Raw genomic sequence first — 14648 nt, forward strand, 5'->3', positions numbered from 1 at the left:
TTGCGCCGATACAGCCGGAAGAGATTTGCGAGACCTGGCTGAAGAACGGCGCCAAGGCGGCGATCATCCAGGTCAATGGCAAGGATGCAAGCATCAACCGCTGGCAATAACGCGCGGGCTGCATCCGCAGGCCGAGCCGGGTGAGCGACGCGATACCTCGGCGGGTCCTACCGAAATTCACACATCGCGACATTCGACTCAGCATCGATGGCTTGGAAGCCGTCGTCGTATCAGGACTTGACCGCCTGCGGGGCCCGCGGTCTGTCGGCCGATCCGGGCTACCGGCGCCGTGCGGGAATAACTATCTGTGTCCGGCGCTGGCGCGGCTTCGGCGCGCTAAAATCCGCTGCAAAGATGGCCGGCGCTTCTCTTGCGGCAGCGGGGTTCCTGCGCTACGCCAGCACTCAAAATCGACCCGTTTCGGAGCCCTGGATGACTTACGTCGTCACTGAAGCCTGTATCAAGTGCAAATACACCGATTGCGTCGAAGTCTGCCCCGTGGACTGCTTCTATGAGGGCGACAACATGCTGGTGATCCATCCGGACGAATGCATCGACTGCGGCGTGTGCGAGCCGGAGTGTCCGGCGGACGCGATCAAGCCCGATACCGAGCCCGGGCTTGAGAAGTGGCTGGAGGTGAACACCGAATACGCCAAGAAATGGCCGAATATCACCCAGAAAAAGGAATTCCCGCCCGATGCCAAGGATTTCGAGGGCATGGAAGGCAAGTTCGAGAAATATTTTTCCCCGGCTCCCGGTACCGGTGACTGATCAACGACACTATCTGCTCCTCAGCGGCGTTCCCGGTCGCCCGACTTAACCCTAAACCGGTGTTTTGCCCGTCAGCGGCCGCAAACAGGGCCGAATCGGGCATAAACCATTGATTTTTGCGGGAAATGTGCTATTATGGGCACATTCAATAGATCGGATCCTGTTGCGCCGGCTTGATGGCTCCCTAGGGTTCCCGTGAAACTCGAACAGGGGCGCGGCGGTTCCGCGCGCAGGCTGTGTCACAGAAAACGCGTAAAAACAGTGTTTCCAAGAGTGCGAAGAAGGCATCGGCGGCGAGCCGCGGTGCAACCAAGAGCCGCGCCCGGACTTCTCTCAAGAACACCCGGACAGCCACCAAGGCCTCGGCAGCCAAATCCTCAAAAAACAAAAGAAGCGCAATGCCCAGCAAGACTACAAAAACTTCCGCGAAAGCGGCCGGTTCGAAGACCACTGCTTCGAAGGCTGCTCCCAGGACCGCTCCCAAGGCTTCCATTGGCAAGACCGCAGCAAAGGCCACCAGGCCGGCGGCGAAGCCGGTTGCGGGCAAAGTCCTCGCCAAGCCGGCCGTAAAGCCGGTAGCGATCCAGCCGCGGGTCGAGGAGCCGAAGAAGGTTTTGACGCAGCGCCAGGGTTTCAAGACCAACGAATTCGTTGTCTATCCCGCCCATGGCGTCGGCCAGATACTGGCGATCGAGGACCAGGAGATCGCGGGCGCCAAGCTTGAGCTGTTCGTGATCAATTTCATGAAGGACAAGATGACGCTGCGGGTGCCGACCGCAAAAGTCGCCAATGTCGGCATGCGCAAGCTGTCGGACCCGGCGCTGGTCAAGCGCGCGCTGGAGACCCTGAAGGGCCGCGCCCGCATCAAGCGCACCATGTGGTCGCGCCGCGCCCAGGAATACGAAGCCAAGATCAATTCCGGCGACATCGTCGCCATCGCCGAAGTCGTGCGCGATCTGTATCGCAGCGAATCGCAGCCGGAGCAGTCCTACAGCGAGCGCCAGCTCTATGAAGCCGCGCTCGACCGGCTGTCGCGCGAGATCGCGGTGGTGCAGCACGTCACCGAGACAGAGGCGGTGAAGGAGATCGAGGGCCAGCTCGCCAAGAGCCCGCGGCGTGGGGCGAAGACCGAGGCGGAGGCTGGGGAAGGCGGCGAGGTTGACGCCGACGCCGATGCTGAGGCCGAGGGGGATGATGCGGCGGTGGCGGACGAGGCGGCGTAGGCAAGTCTCGGAGCTTCAAACAAGTCAAAAGCCCGGTCCGAATGGCCGGGCTTTTTGTTTTGATTGACGTCCTTGTGAGAAATGAAGCTTGCGAAGCAATCCATCCTTGCTTTGCAGCTACAGCAAAAGCTATTCGATCGTTTTTGATGAGAGCCGGGTCGCTTGCCCGCAAGATTGATGCTTCAAACGATTTCCAGGCCGTGCTGCACTTCACATCTCATTCTCTTTGAGAAAGCCTGGACGGACATCCCGTCAAGGCGTCGATTTGATTCAACGTTAGATTGGCTGTTGTCAGCCCGACTTCGCCGGCATTGTCTTTCGTCAGGGATAGAATTTCTATGCGCATCGGCTTTTCGGAGGGCTTTTGAAACCGCCGTATTTCCTTTATTCCGACACCCGCGCCGATCAGCGCTTTGGCCAGTCGCTTTAGCGACTCAACAGGAATATCGGGACCGCAGGCCAAAGCGTTGGCAGTGAATCGTTCGGGGAGTTCCGCGCGAGTACTGACAAACGGAATACCGTTACCACTCAAGGCCAGCCGAACTCGCCCCTCATCGGCGACCTTCTCATAGTATAGGACCTCGACACCTTCGAATAGGACGCCGCCGGGTTTGGTTGGTTTTCCGATGCTGCGAAGTGCGCTCTGGCGGGGACCTTCGAGCGCTGGGGGATTTACGGCCGGGCGTTTGTCTGAGGTCAGGGCGACCGGGGAGATGAACAGTTGATCGCCGCCTCGAAAATCGATTTGGGTGTCGGAACCGAATTGAGGAGTTTGCCTACCTTGTGGGATGATCGTGCTTCTAAGGAAATAGCCGAGCTCACTCGCAGAGATTACGCCATCTTTGTTGTAGTCAGCTTGGCCCTCCAGTCCGGCCGCGAATGCTTCGGCAAAGTCGAAACGATCAGGCACTTGCTCGTTTGCATTGCCTGACGTGATGTATTGACGGCCGGGCCGGTCAATATCCTTGAGAAAAAGTTCGTCGACAGGCGCAAGATTGCTTCGGGTCAGGAATATCGACCCAGAAAAGCAGCTATCGAACACAAAGAGGACGTGTTTGGCCTTCGACAAGTAAGACCACGCCTTGATTTCCTCCATGCTGAGAATTTTGGAAAGGAATTCCGGGCTCCTCTCCCCCGGCGCATCTACCGGCACGATAAAGCCGGTCCTCCGTTGGTCCGTCCATCCGTGGCCGGCAAAATAGATCAGCAACCGCGTATCGCGGGTTGCCGGCTGGCTGAGGAAACCCTTGATGGCCTTGGCAAGGTTCTCGCTATTCGGATCCGGCACCACCGTGGTCTTGAACCGGTGCCGCTCCAACACTTCTTTTACGCGTGTAACTTCTTGGGGAACAACTTCCAGCGTAGTCCAATCGATGCGGTTTTCGTATTTCGATGCGCCGACGATCAACGCCCGGCTGTCGCCGTACATCTTGTAGGGAGCGGGTTTCGCCGTGATGTAGATGTCGCTCGTTTGTTCAGGCGCCGCTCGGGCGTTCGAGGGCAAAAGGGCTAATGCCAATGACGCAGCGGTCAACAGTCGTGTAGAGCATTTCTTCATCCGAGCTTCTTTTCAATCTTCGTCATGGCGACATCAGGGTTTTATAGGACGCGACCAGGCTGGTGTAGGGAGGAAGATAGGTAACGACAGACTTCCCGTTTACCTGCACCGTTCCTTTGATGTCGAAGTGCAGGTGGATCGTTGTCGACGTATCTCCAAACCAGTTCGAGACTTTGCCAATACGTGCGCCTTTCTTGACGTGGTCCAACTCATCGACGGCGAGATCGCCGATGTTGAGATGAAGATAGCGGTACAGAACGCCGTTTGCTGTCTGCAGGGTTACGCTGTACGTCCCGATGTTTGCGATGACGCCATCGTCAGCTGCAACGGCCCAATGCGTATCTTTCTTGCAGGTGGCTGGCCTGATGTCCTGACCCTGATGGCCCTTGCCGGCAGGGCAAAGCGCCATCGTCCAAGAACGCTTTTCGCAATAGACATCGCGCCACGGGTAGGAATAGTTGGCTGAAGCGCATTGGTCCCCCGCCGGACCATGCATGCCGCCAGCGCGGTAAACTTGGGAATTAGCGAAGGCGGGCCCGGTTTCCAGCGGGAATCTCATTTGAGGAAAATAAATCGTTGCATCAGCCCGCCCGTTGCCACTGCCCGTCTCCAAATCACCCGGCGGTGAAGCAAAATTGGGCGGCAAGCTTTGGGCCCGCGCGTTACCATTGATCAGCATGGACGCAGAGGCGATGACCAGCGACGCGGCCAGTGTTAGCAATCTCATGGCTTGCTACCTCCAACAGGAACCAGACTGTCAGCGACCGAATTGAGGAAGCTATCCTTTATACAGCGCTCATCATCGAGCTTCGCACAGCTCAATCGAAGGATGTAAGAGGCACCGTATTTGATGAAGCTGAGATCTGCGCCGTCCTCCCCTTGCTCGAAGACACGGCCGTCACTAGAGGCTGCCGCGCTCGCGAACCTTTCCGGCGAAGGCGGAACAAGTGCGCGGGCAGTCCCGAGAACACTGAGCTTCGCGGCGTTAAGCATATACACCGCCGCATAAGAAGCGCCTTGTCCCCGCAACCGAGGGCCGGCTCGCACGGGGCCAATGCCTGGAACAAGCACGGGCACATTGATGGCATCGACGCCGACTGCGTTCGCAGCGCGAAAGCTGTTTAGGGATTCCTTCTGTGCAGGCGCTATATTTTCTGCATCGGCTTTGGCCGCATCCCAATCAATGGTCGAGGTGACTTCAGCGGGCGATTGGCCGTTGGCAGAGACGCCAGCCGATATATAAATTAGCGCCGCAGCCGCAGGTCCACCGAATTTCCTAAGCATTGGTCTCTCTCCTCGCATGCGTGGTCCTCATGGTTCAGCCAGGCATTCGGTCTATTTTGGTCAAGGAAGCTGCTCTGCAACGTCCCCGCTTTATTTCACCACGCCCCGCATATTGGTAGGCGGCATCAACGATCGCGCTGCCTTCAGCCACCGAGACGAGGCTGACCATTTTTCTGGCCCGCAACTGTTCAATTGGTTGGCCGGTGTTTACGTCGAGCAACGGCTCGTCTCTGTTGAGAAATCGGTAGAGCGCAGCTTCGGGCCCGTTTCTTATCGGACCTCCAGGCCCTGCTCGGGTAAAGCTGCCGATTGTCGAGGCGCTTGCATTGACTACGTTAAAATCTGCTTGAATAGAGCCGACCGGTATCTCCAGGGCGTTTTGGAAAAGGTTCCAGCGACCCGAATTATAGAAGCGAGCAGCTCCGGACCAGCCCGTCGAAAATCCGGCAATCCAGTAGTTCTGGACTAAGCGCCGACGGCCGAGTTCGGAGCAAATTGAACCGGGGCCGTACACACCAACGCGATAGAAATTTCCAGCCTGTTGAAAGCTGTCATTGATCTGTTCGAAATATCCCACGATACGTGCGATATCCTGCGGATCTGTGAAGTCATTATCCACGCCAAAGTAAATAGTGCTGCCACGGGGCTGCCCTATCACGTTGCGTCCCTGGTCAAGACATACCTCACAGTCTTGCCTGGCGCGTTCGGGTGAAAAGGTCTCGATGTTTCCGTTCTGGTATTGATACGCGATTAGGAGCTGGAAACCGTTTTCCAAGATCGCGTCTGCTTCAGACTTCGTAATTCGCTTCGTCGGAAGAAAAGGTTGGAGCCGGAGCGCATAATAGCGCACGATAACCTTCACGCCTCTTTCCTTGAGAGGCTGTAAAGCTCCGGAACAGTCCATGGAAGCATCAGCCACGGTGGTCCGTTCGGCTGGGCTAAGGGGCGTTGCGGCCATCGCGGGCGTTGTTAGCGTCAACAATGCTGCTTGGGTAAACTGCCGGCGTGTGAAATTCATTTCAATAACCACCGCACTTGGAACCAAAAAGCCCGGCATACTGCGCGCGAAATCGAAAAATCACTTAAGCGAAATGTTCAGTCGAACTAAGGATAGGCTATGCAAAGTTATCACACATATCAATGCGGTTGTGAATATTTTTTCGACTACTTGGTAGAATTTGCCGCGGTTCCTTACGGCGCTCGATTTTAAGGCGTCGCCCCGCCCCATCGACGTAGTCATCGCGAGCCCTCGATGAAGCGCTTGGATTGCTGGGATGTTCCAGCAACGGTCGCTAGCTACCACAATCTTCATCCGGCTCCGAACTTGCGCATGTCTTCAGCCCGTTTAGCAAGCGAACCGCTCCGCCGGGCCACGCGATGCGACACGATGTCGCCGGAAAACCTTTGATGCAGCGCGTCGGCGACCATTGCTATCCTTGGCAGTGGCGGACTCTATTTCATCGTCCAAGCCTACCTCAATCTCCCCACCTGCAGCGCATGCGCCACACACCCGTTGATATGCTCCGTCAATATCCCCTTCGCCGCATCCGCATCGCGCTTCAGCGCGCAGTCCAGCAGCGCCCGATGCTGCTCCACCGTCGCGCTGCCGCGGTATTGCAATGCGTAGCGGAAATATTTGTCGAACACGACCGCATGCGTCTGCATCAGTTCGTGCGAGCCGCAGCTTGAGATCAAGGCCTGGTGGAATTCGCCGTCGTAGCGTTTGCGGAGTTCAGGGTCGTCGCCGTCGTTGAGGATGGCGCGCTGGGTGGCGCGAACTTGTGGTGGGCGGAGACCACGCGGCCTTCCCATTCCATGTCGCCGGCAGTTCATGCGCCGGTTCTGCGATCTGTGGAGGGTCCCCCAACGCCCTTGGCCGGTTTCACCAGATCATCGACCGACGAACGCTTCCATGATGCGCGCCGCCCGGGCCAACTGTTCGTCGTTCATGCCCGATAGGGTCGCGTTGATGCGTCCTAACAAGCGACCACGTTCGCCCCTCGGCACGGCCTCTTTGCCGATCCCGAAGAGTGCGAGTGGCGGAAGGTTCAGCGCCTCCGCAATTCGTTCCGCCGTTTCGAACGATGGAGCGGCTACCCCGCGTTCGATCTTACCGATTGTCTCCATCGAGAGATCAAGACGTTCCGCGAGAACCTCTTGCGTCATGCCCTTTGCGCGCCGGTGGTGACGGACGCTTGCTCCGAATGCCTGTTTGAGTTCCACCCTTGCCTCCGTTGGCTCATGTTCGGAGGCCGGAGGTCGGATTTTGAGGAATCAGAACCTCTACTTTTGAAAATAGAGATGTTATATATCTCATTTAATGAAATCCGCTGTACAGATACGGATTTGACAGGTGTTCGACGCTGACTTCCTCGTGACCTTTGTCAAAGGGGCTCTCATCGCGCTGGCCGCTTCGCCGATCATCATCGGGGTCGGGTGGGGACTAGTAGAAGATGTGATCCTGCCACGGTTCATTCCCCGAATAGAAATCGATCAGCTTGCCGACAGCATCATGCGACAATATCCCACCAACCCAGAGGAAGCGGCCCGCACCAAAGAACATGCCGCTTGGTACCGCGGTGAGGGGTTTGAGCAGGGCAAATGGCGCCGGGTGCGGAAAGCGATCCGAGCGCGGCTTGATTCCGGCGGCTAATCCCATTAGACCGGCCTCGAAGAGAAGTTGGCGCGTAGAGCGGAATCGCGAGCGTATTCCACCGCAGCGGATCGAGGCCACCGCTTCGCGAGTTTTGCGTTCGCTCTCGGCGTTCGGCTTGACGCTACTTCCTTGATTTCCGAATAGGTCCAAGCGCGGTGACTTTTCCGCGTACGATCTCGGCAATCTTCAGAACTTCGGCCAGCAGTTGCTCATCGACTTCCGAATTGCCCTCATACTCCGCCAGGTTCCTGCTGTTGTGGGCCTTGTCGAGAACGCGCCATTGTCCGGGCGTCAGGTTCAATGTGTGTTGCAGGGCTTGAAATACGATGAATCGCTGACGATCGGGCCGATAGCCGTGCCAACGCATCGCTGCGAGTGATAGGGCATGCGCGGCATTGTAGGCGAGGTCGAATCTGCTCTCTGGGGAATTGTCCTGGTTATGAGCATCCTTCAGCCGATTGGTGCCCAACTTCAGCAGTCCATCGAACTCGGCTTGATCCGGTGGTTCGGCCTTGAGCACTTTGGCTTTGACTAGATTATCCAAGGCTTCTGAGTTCATCTTCGTTTCCAAACACGAACAGCTTGGACTGATTCAGGATTTTTGTGACGAAAGAACTCCTGGCTTTGACCTTCCGCCCCCAGTCGTTGGTCGTCATCAGGTTAGGATTGACAGGACGGGCAAGATGTTTCTCAGCCTTCTGAAGCGCTGAGAAGACTTCGCTATAGGCCAGTCCTTCTCCGATAATCATCAGGTCGATGTCGCTGTTTGCGGTGTCCTTGCCCTTGGCGATCGAGCCATAGACGAACGCGGATGCGATCGACTCGCGGTACGGCGTGAGTGCTTCCCGAAGCGGATCGACCATGCCGATGGTTTTCAGGACCAGTTGATGCAGTTCATTAAAGACCGGTGACTCCCGGTTTGCATGGTAGAGCTTTCGGTTGCCATAGGCGGCGGTGGCCACGATCCCCACTTGGGTAAGCTTTTCAAGCTCGCGCTGAACGGCGCCGCGCCCGGAGCCGGCTTTTGAGATGATTTCAGTGAGTTGAAATTCCTGGTCGGGTTGACCGAAGATAATGCCGAGCACACGCGATTGAACGCGTGAAAACAGCGCACCGGCTAAATTTGAAGAAATCGGATTCGTACCCATTCTGGGGCTATTTGTACCCAAATTGGGTATATCAGACAAGCGCGATCGGTATTTAGTCAGCTCCGAGCGTTCCTGCTTTTCGTACATCCCATCCGCAATTGACAAAGTAGCCACCGGTGGCTACCTTCGCCTCATGCGTAAGGTCGGCATCAAGGCGCTGAAGAACGATCTCAGCAAATATATCCGTGCCGCGGCCGCCGGAGAAACAGTGCTGGTGACGGACCGCGGCCAGGTGGTTGCGGAAATCGCGCCGCCGCAGCTTTCATCGGACGGTGCGTTGACGTCCAATCCCCTGCTGGCGGAAGACATGCGGCGGGGCCGGATCACGCCGGCGCTCAATCCGTCATATACGCCCGGGCCGAAGGTCCACGTCGCGCCGTTCGATGACGTCATGCGGGAACTCCGGACCGATCGGGACAAGCATTGATCTATCTCGACACGTCGGTCGTGCTGGCGCAGGTCTTTGACGAGAGGGTGGCCCCGCCCTCCGCGCTTTGGCGTGAAACTTTGATATCCAGCCGGCTGCTGGCCTACGAATTCTGGAACCGGGTTCACGCGCGCCGCCTGCCGCCCTCGCAAATGGATGAAGCGCGTGCATTGCTCGGCGCTATCAATTTCGTCGAACTCACGCCGGCCGTTCTGGCGCGCGCACTGGAGCCGTTCCCCGTTGCCGTCGCCACACTCGATGGCATGCACCTTGCCACGATTGAATACCTGCGCGGACGCGGCGGAAGTGTCGAACTCGCGAGCTATGACGAGCGCCTGCTTGCCGCAGCACGCGCGCTTCGAATAAAGCCCATCATGATCTGATGGTCAGTCTGTCAACCGACACCCACCGCCCCCTCGGCCATCGAATACACCACGCCCTCGTCCGGCTCCTTCAAGGCGCGCGCGGATCGCCCCTCCAGCCTTCCCCTGCTGCCCCGGTTCGGCCCCCCGCCACCCGCCTCGCAATTGCCACCAGATTCCGCACCGGCGCGGAGCGGTCGTCGCGGCGGTGGGCGAGGCTGATGCGGGAGCGCGGCACCTTTCCCTCGATTTCGAGGTAGACGACACCGTCGAGCCGGATCTGACGCGTCGATTCAGGGACGATGGATACGCCGAGACCGGCCGCGACCATCGGTATCACCGGAAGGATTTGCGGCGCCTGCGGGCCGAGGCGGGGTTCGAAGCCGGCGTCGCGGCAGGCGGCAATCACCCGGTCGTGGTAATCGGGATTGAGCTCTCTCGCATATAGGATGAAGGGCTCGTTGGTGAAGCTTCGCAGCGGCGCCGAGGATTTTGTCCCGAGCGGATGATGCTTCGGCACTACCATCACCATTGGCTCGTCGACAAGCAAATGAAGGGCGAGCCCTTCGCTGTCGTCGACCGAGGGCCGGACAAACGCCGCGTCGATCTGTCCGGCGTGCAGCCGGGCCATCAGCAGCGCCGTGCTGCTTGCCTGCGGGTGGAGAACGACATCGGGATATCGTACGCTGAATTCACGGATGATCGCGGGGATCAGCGGATGAAAATAGGTCGCGCCGCCGGAGCCGAGGATGACGCGGCCGGTCTCGCCCCGCGCCCGGCGCCGCACGCCGGTCTCGGCCTGCTCGACCTGTCGCAGGATGATGCGCGCCTCTTCCAGCAACAGCTTGCCGGCGGGGGTCAGCTCGACGCCTCTCGCCTTGCGGCGGAATAGCTGGGTGCCGAGTTCCTCCTCGAGCTGACGTATCTGCAGGCTGAGCGGAGGCTGGCCAATGCCAAGCCGTTCGGCGGCGCGGGTGAAGTTCAACTCCTCGGCCACTGCAACGAAATAGCGAAGATGCCGTAGTTCCATCGACCAGTCCCTCCCGGCGGTGTCGCAGCGGGGCTCTGGTTCCTGGCCCTCAACGGAACCCGAAGTGGGAGCCAACCATACGCGTCGAATATCGAAGATGCCACAACGCGGTATTGGACACTAGCGATCGGAGCGGCCATCTGTTGCGAACGAGCGTCCGCCGGGGGCGCCTTACAACGCATGTCCAAATCGCTGACCGACAAATCAATGCAATCCGAACGGCTCGCGTGCAAATCGCTCAATTCCGACGAATCGCATGCGGAGGCGCTCCGTATCCTCGAACGGGAAAACCACAGCCTTCGCGCGCTGGTGGTCTCGCTCAGCGAGGTGGTGCGTCGGCAGGTCGCTCAATCTTCCTTGGGTGCAAAAAGCCACCTTGGCGAGCAAAATTTGGACGGCACGTCCGATCACCTGTCTCGCCCGTTAACCGGCCACGAGCTGTTGACGGAACGGGAGCAGATGGTGCTTGCCCACATCGTTCGCGGCGCTTCCAGCCGGGAAGCGGCCCGCTTGATGTCGATCAGCGCACGCACGGTCGAATATCATCGCGCCAACATCATGCTGAAGGTGGGCGCCAGGAATACGGCCGAACTGGTGCGTATTGTCCTGGGCGACTGGCGCGATGCGTCGGGGGCCGAGGCGGAGGCGCTGGCTTGACCTCTCCCCCTGCGGGGAGAGGTGAAGGCGGGCGCCGGGCCGATTCAATGCACAGACGTCACGCTGTGATCGCGCTTTGCCGCCGGCCCTCGTAATGTGTTCGGATCATTTGACAATCTGTTTACCAGAGCTCGCAAAGTAAGCGCAGCACTAGGTAGATTTACTGGTTCGAAACCCCGCCAGCGGGTTCACAACATGCATCTCCTCCGATGTGGGTGAACGAATGCAGTTGGGCCGAGCCAAACGACGTTTGATCGAATTTACTCGCTGGTTGCTGGCAAAGGGCCATTTGACCGCGAGCTCGTCGATCCACCCGGTGCTTTGTCCGCTGTTCATTATCGGCGCAGGCATGGTCGGGGTCGGCCTTTCACTGGCGACCTTCTCGGCGGTCTCGGTTCGCGAGCACGACGCGCTCAGGCAGGATTTCTTTTTTCGGGCCAGCAACGTTTCCTCGATGCTGCAAGGCGGCCTGGATGCCTGGCTGGACAAGATAACGGCGCTGCACGCGCTGATGGAATCGTCCGAGGGACCGGTCACGCGCCAGCAGTTCAGGATCTTCGCCGACGAGCTGATGGAAAATCAAAGGGCGATGTTGAGCGCTTCATGGATACCGCGCGTTGCCCGGCAGCAGCGTGCCGCCCATGAAGAGGCCGCCAGGCGCGACGGCATCGCCGGCTATACCATCCAGTCCGTCACCCCTCAGGGCATGCTGACAGCCGCACCGGAAAGGGACGAGTATTTTCCGGTTTATTATTCAACCGAGCAACAGACGCCGCTGTCGGTCCATGGCCTGAACCTCGCGGACGGCGGCTTGCGCGAGGAGACCCTGGTTCGTGCCCGCGACGGCGACCGCATGGCGGCTTCGAACAGTTTGACGCTGCAATCCGGCACCGGAAACCGCCACGGATTTTTCGTGGTGCTTCCGGTTTACCGATACGGTGCCTCCAGGGACACGGTCGAGAGCCGCCGCCAGAACCTTGCCGGTTTCGTTCAAGGCGTGTTTCAGCTGAATACGATGATCGATGCCATTCTCTACGGTCTGAGCACGCCGGTCGAACTTTCCGTCTACGAGAACGACGCCGACGCATTTCCGGTCCACGTAGTCGCTGCCTCTGGATGGTGGTCGAAGCAGTCCGCCCGCGACGCGCAATCCGATCTTCTCTGGCAAGGCAAATTGATGGTCGCCGACCGCCAGTGGAAGCTTGTCGCAAGAACATCGCCCGGATGGCCGGCGCCGCGCCAGAGAACCGCGTGGACCCTGTTGATTGCCGGCATGCTTGTCACCTTCATCATCGTCGTATCCATGTGCATCTCGCGTTATCATGTGCTTCGTCTGATTGAAGCAAAGCGCGAGGCTTCCCGGCTCGCACAAACAGATCCGCTTACCATGCTTGCCAATCGCCGCGCTCTCTTCAACCGGCTTCACAAACTGTTCGCGGCCGGCCACCAGCCGTTTGCAATCGCTTGTATCGACCTCGACAATTTCAAGAGCGTCAACGACACGCTCGGGCATGGCGTCGGTGACGCCCTGTTGCAACAGGTGTCGCAACGCCTGCGGGCGAATGTCCGGCACAGCGACATCATCGCGCGCACCGGCGGCGATGAATTCACCGTGGTGTTGTCGGACGTCGACCTTGATGGCGCCAGCGCCGCCGCGGCTAAGATTATTGACGCGCTGGCCGAGCCTTATGCGATCGGCAATCATGAGCTGCATGTCACGGCCAGCGTCGGGGTTTCGCTGTGTTCCACGGAATGCCCTGACGCCGACGCGATCATTGTGCAGGCGGACATCGCGCTGTATCGCGCCAAGCAGGACGGCCATAATTGCTTTCGGCTGTACAGCGCCGGGCTCGGTAGCGAACTGCAGCAGCGCGCCGCGCTGGCGGATGAATTGCGCGGTGCGATCTGCCGCGATGAGCTGGAATTGCATTTTCAGCCTCAGGTCGAGATTTCCTCCGGTAGAATCATCGGTCTCGAAGCCCTTGTGCGGTGGAATCATCCGGCGCGCGGCATGATCTCGCCCGCGACGTTCATTCCGATCGCGGAAGAAACCGGAATTATCGTGCCGCTCGGCCGGTGGGTGTTTGACGAGGCATGCCGCTACGCGCGGCTTTGGCAGCAACAAGGAATCGCGCCTCAGGCGGTAGGCGTGAACGTGTCGACCATTCAATGCAACAAGTCGGATATTGCCCGTGACTTCGGGGAAAGTCTCAAAAAGTGGCGCGTGGAGCCCGGGTGCATGGAGATAGAATTGACCGAGTCCGTGCTGATGGAAGTCACTGAGCATCATTGCGGCATCGTCGAACGTCTTCGCGCGCTCGGCTTGAGAATCGCGATCGACGATTTCGGCACCGGATATTCATCGCTGAGCTACCTGACCAACTTCCCGGTCGACCGCTTGAAAATCGCGCAGGAACTGGTGCTGAGCGTGGATACCGACCACCGCCACGCGTCGGTCGTGCGAACCGCCATCCGCCTTGCGAAGGATTTGGGGATCGAGATTATTGCCGAAGGCGTCGAAACAGCGGCTCAGGCGCGCTTCCTGACTTCCGCAGACTGCGCTTACGCCCAGGGCTATCGCTATGGCCGGCCGGTGAACGCCGCGCGAGCAACCGAACTGCTGCGTCAGCGGCGGGTGATCGTTCTCGAAGAGACCAAACCGGACACCACGCTTGCACCACGCTCGCCTGCCCGGCTGAACGACCATGCCGCCTGACGGGATCCCGCGTAACGCGGAAGCGCTGACGCCGTAACCTTCCTCCATCGACTCCAGCTCTAACGCTCCGCCATCCCCACCGCCACGGAATACACCACCCCCTCATCCGGCTCCCTCAACCCCAGGCACTTGTTCAGCGTAGAGTCCTTGAAGCCGCCCATGCAGAGCGTGGCGAGGCCGCGTTCTTGGGCGCCGAGGCAGAGGTTTTGCGCGGAATGGCCGGCCTCCAGCAGGATGTAGCGGTAGCCGCGCGGGCCGTATTTCTTCTGGCAGCGCCCGAACACGGCGACGTGGCAGAAAACGGCATTGGCGCCGCCGAGGAAGGGGGCGGTGTAGAAAGCGCCGAGCGCCTGCTCGACCCGCGCGCGCGGGAACAGCCGGTCCAGCGCATGGCTCCTCGGGTCGAATCCGTAGATGCCGTCCTCGAGCCCTTCGACGTTTCGCAGCAGCAGGAAGATTTCCAACGGATAAAGCGCGCCGGCCGAGGGCACGCTGCGCCGCAGGTAAGCGCCGCCGGTCTCCATCGGCATGATGCCGACCACGCCATGGGCGGCGAACAATAGCTCGGAGAGCGTCGCCAGCGGCATGGTCCAGCTCGCGAAGGCGCGGGTGGATTGCCGGCCTGCGAACATGCTCGCCAGCGCGCCGCCGGCGGGCGCCGGCAGTTCGACGCGCGCGGAGGCGCCGGCGTGATCCATGTACTCGTGCAGGAACGGCGCTTCGCGGTAGGCCTGCTCATTGAGCCACGGCTCGGAGTTGAGATGAAACAGCCGCGACAGCGAAACGGGATCGTCGACCGGGATCATTGAAAAGGCC

The 14648-nt window shown here is 59.4% G+C and carries 18 protein-coding genes; 7 read left to right on the forward strand and 11 right to left on the reverse strand.

What is annotated here, in order from left to right; translation table 11 throughout:
- Positions 1-432: 432 nt before the first annotated feature.
- Complete coding sequence (gene fdxA / locus VGP39_RS03185) at positions 433-771, forward strand: ferredoxin FdxA (RefSeq protein WP_327566656.1); 339 nt, start codon at positions 433-435, stop codon at positions 769-771.
- A 184-nt stretch (positions 772-955) separates the two neighbouring features.
- Here the strand turns inward: fdxA and VGP39_RS28095 are convergent, their stop codons facing one another.
- Complete coding sequence (locus VGP39_RS28095) at positions 956-1408, reverse strand: hypothetical protein (RefSeq protein WP_414644548.1); 453 nt, start codon at positions 1406-1408, stop codon at positions 956-958.
- On the opposite strand from VGP39_RS28095, the gene VGP39_RS28100 reads away from it, so the two are divergent.
- Positions 1386-1994 (forward strand): CarD family transcriptional regulator, encoded by a 609-nt coding sequence (locus VGP39_RS28100; RefSeq protein WP_414644549.1) that lies wholly within the window; start codon positions 1386-1388, stop codon positions 1992-1994. The genes VGP39_RS28095 and VGP39_RS28100 overlap by 23 nt on opposite strands.
- Positions 1995-2211: 217 nt before the next feature.
- Here VGP39_RS28100 and VGP39_RS03195 read toward each other — a convergent pair whose 3' ends face one another.
- The 6 genes from VGP39_RS03195 to VGP39_RS03220 form a co-directional block, all read right to left on the reverse strand.
- Positions 2212-3552 carry a caspase family protein gene (locus VGP39_RS03195; RefSeq protein ID WP_327566658.1) on the reverse strand — a complete coding sequence of 447 codons (1341 nt, stop codon included), beginning with the start codon at positions 3550-3552 and terminating at the stop codon, positions 2212-2214.
- A gap of 22 nt (positions 3553-3574) precedes the next feature.
- Positions 3575-4279: a M23 family metallopeptidase gene (locus VGP39_RS03200; RefSeq protein WP_327566659.1), complete on the reverse strand. Its 705-nt coding sequence runs from the start codon at positions 4277-4279 to the stop codon at positions 3575-3577.
- On the reverse strand, positions 4276-4836 hold the full coding sequence (locus tag VGP39_RS03205) for a hypothetical protein (RefSeq protein WP_327566660.1): 561 nt from the start codon (positions 4834-4836) through the stop codon (positions 4276-4278). Before VGP39_RS03205 ends, VGP39_RS03200 begins: the two co-directional genes overlap by 4 nt.
- A 34-nt stretch (positions 4837-4870) precedes the next feature.
- Complete coding sequence (locus tag VGP39_RS03210) at positions 4871-5893, reverse strand: DUF1906 domain-containing protein (protein WP_327566661.1); 1023 nt, start codon at positions 5891-5893, stop codon at positions 4871-4873.
- A gap of 413 nt (positions 5894-6306) precedes the next feature.
- On the reverse strand, positions 6307-6648 hold the full coding sequence (locus tag VGP39_RS03215; protein ID WP_327566662.1) for an FCD domain-containing protein: 342 nt from the start codon (positions 6646-6648) through the stop codon (positions 6307-6309).
- A 78-nt stretch (positions 6649-6726) separates the two neighbouring features.
- On the reverse strand, positions 6727-7059 hold the full coding sequence (locus tag VGP39_RS03220; protein WP_327566663.1) for a helix-turn-helix transcriptional regulator: 333 nt from the start codon (positions 7057-7059) through the stop codon (positions 6727-6729).
- A gap of 130 nt (positions 7060-7189) precedes the next feature.
- On the opposite strand from VGP39_RS03220, the gene VGP39_RS03225 reads away from it, so the two are divergent.
- Positions 7190-7489, forward strand: coding sequence for a hypothetical protein (locus tag VGP39_RS03225; protein WP_327566664.1), 300 nt, complete (start codon positions 7190-7192; stop codon positions 7487-7489).
- 124 nt (positions 7490-7613) lie between these two features.
- Here the strand turns inward: VGP39_RS03225 and VGP39_RS03230 are convergent, their stop codons facing one another.
- On the reverse strand, positions 7614-8051 hold the full coding sequence (locus VGP39_RS03230) for a hypothetical protein (RefSeq protein ID WP_327566665.1): 438 nt from the start codon (positions 8049-8051) through the stop codon (positions 7614-7616).
- Entirely contained in the window at positions 8029-8727 is a 699-nt protein-coding gene (locus VGP39_RS03235) for a nucleotidyltransferase domain-containing protein (RefSeq protein ID WP_327566666.1), read from the reverse strand. The genes VGP39_RS03230 and VGP39_RS03235 overlap by 23 nt, the downstream gene beginning before the upstream one ends.
- Before the next feature lie 46 nt (positions 8728-8773).
- Here VGP39_RS03235 and VGP39_RS03240 point away from each other — a divergent pair, with 46 nt between their 5' ends.
- Both VGP39_RS03240 and VGP39_RS03245 read left to right on the forward strand, forming a co-directional pair.
- Positions 8774-9067, forward strand: a complete 294-nt coding sequence (locus VGP39_RS03240; protein WP_327566667.1) for a type II toxin-antitoxin system prevent-host-death family antitoxin — start codon at positions 8774-8776, stop codon at positions 9065-9067.
- Positions 9064-9450, forward strand: coding sequence for a PIN domain-containing protein (locus VGP39_RS03245; protein WP_327566668.1), 387 nt, complete (start codon positions 9064-9066; stop codon positions 9448-9450). The genes VGP39_RS03240 and VGP39_RS03245 overlap by 4 nt, the downstream gene beginning before the upstream one ends.
- 70 nt (positions 9451-9520) lie before the next feature.
- Here VGP39_RS03245 and VGP39_RS03250 read toward each other — a convergent pair whose 3' ends face one another.
- Complete coding sequence (locus VGP39_RS03250; protein ID WP_327566669.1) at positions 9521-10459, reverse strand: LysR family transcriptional regulator; 939 nt, start codon at positions 10457-10459, stop codon at positions 9521-9523.
- Positions 10460-10639: 180 nt separating this feature from the next.
- On the opposite strand from VGP39_RS03250, the gene VGP39_RS03255 reads away from it, so the two are divergent.
- Together VGP39_RS03255 and VGP39_RS03260 are read left to right on the forward strand one after the other, a co-directional pair.
- A complete protein-coding gene (locus VGP39_RS03255) occupies positions 10640-11116 on the forward strand; it encodes a LuxR C-terminal-related transcriptional regulator (RefSeq protein WP_327566670.1) in 477 nt (158 codons plus the stop codon).
- A gap of 250 nt (positions 11117-11366) precedes the next feature.
- On the forward strand, positions 11367-13832 hold the full coding sequence (locus VGP39_RS03260; RefSeq protein ID WP_327566671.1) for a putative bifunctional diguanylate cyclase/phosphodiesterase: 2466 nt from the start codon (positions 11367-11369) through the stop codon (positions 13830-13832).
- Positions 13833-13891: 59 nt separating this feature from the next.
- Here the strand turns inward: VGP39_RS03260 and VGP39_RS03265 are convergent, their stop codons facing one another.
- Positions 13892-14638 (reverse strand): SagB/ThcOx family dehydrogenase, encoded by a 747-nt coding sequence (locus VGP39_RS03265; RefSeq protein WP_327566672.1) that lies wholly within the window; start codon positions 14636-14638, stop codon positions 13892-13894.
- Positions 14639-14648: the final 10 nt, after the last annotated feature.

The sequence above is a fragment of the Bradyrhizobium sp. genome, assembly GCF_036009065.1.
Lineage (GTDB): Bacteria > Pseudomonadota > Alphaproteobacteria > Rhizobiales > Xanthobacteraceae > Bradyrhizobium.

What these genes read in the sequence shown, in the direction of transcription:
- VGP39_RS03240 (WP_327566667.1), top strand. Translation starts at nt 8,774, where the DNA reads ATGCGTAAGGTCGGCATCAAGGCGCTGAAGAACGATCTCAGCAAATAT.
- VGP39_RS03250 (WP_327566669.1), bottom strand. Translation starts at nt 10,459, where the DNA reads ATGGAACTACGGCATCTTCGCTATTTCGTTGCAGTGGCCGAGGAGTTG.
- VGP39_RS03235 (WP_327566666.1), bottom strand. Translation starts at nt 8,727, where the DNA reads ATGTACGAAAAGCAGGAACGCTCGGAGCTGACTAAATACCGATCGCGC.
- VGP39_RS03255 (WP_327566670.1), top strand. Translation starts at nt 10,640, where the DNA reads ATGTCCAAATCGCTGACCGACAAATCAATGCAATCCGAACGGCTCGCG.
- VGP39_RS03205 (WP_327566660.1), bottom strand. Translation starts at nt 4,836, where the DNA reads ATGCTTAGGAAATTCGGTGGACCTGCGGCTGCGGCGCTAATTTATATA.
- fdxA (WP_327566656.1), top strand. Translation starts at nt 433, where the DNA reads ATGACTTACGTCGTCACTGAAGCCTGTATCAAGTGCAAATACACCGAT.
- VGP39_RS03230 (WP_327566665.1), bottom strand. Translation starts at nt 8,051, where the DNA reads ATGAACTCAGAAGCCTTGGATAATCTAGTCAAAGCCAAAGTGCTCAAG.
- VGP39_RS03215 (WP_327566662.1), bottom strand. Translation starts at nt 6,648, where the DNA reads ATGGGAAGGCCGCGTGGTCTCCGCCCACCACAAGTTCGCGCCACCCAG.
- VGP39_RS03265 (WP_327566672.1), bottom strand. Translation starts at nt 14,638, where the DNA reads ATGATCCCGGTCGACGATCCCGTTTCGCTGTCGCGGCTGTTTCATCTC.
- VGP39_RS03195 (WP_327566658.1), bottom strand. Translation starts at nt 3,552, where the DNA reads ATGAAGAAATGCTCTACACGACTGTTGACCGCTGCGTCATTGGCATTA.
- VGP39_RS03200 (WP_327566659.1), bottom strand. Translation starts at nt 4,279, where the DNA reads ATGAGATTGCTAACACTGGCCGCGTCGCTGGTCATCGCCTCTGCGTCC.
- VGP39_RS03210 (WP_327566661.1), bottom strand. Translation starts at nt 5,893, where the DNA reads ATGCCGGGCTTTTTGGTTCCAAGTGCGGTGGTTATTGAAATGAATTTC.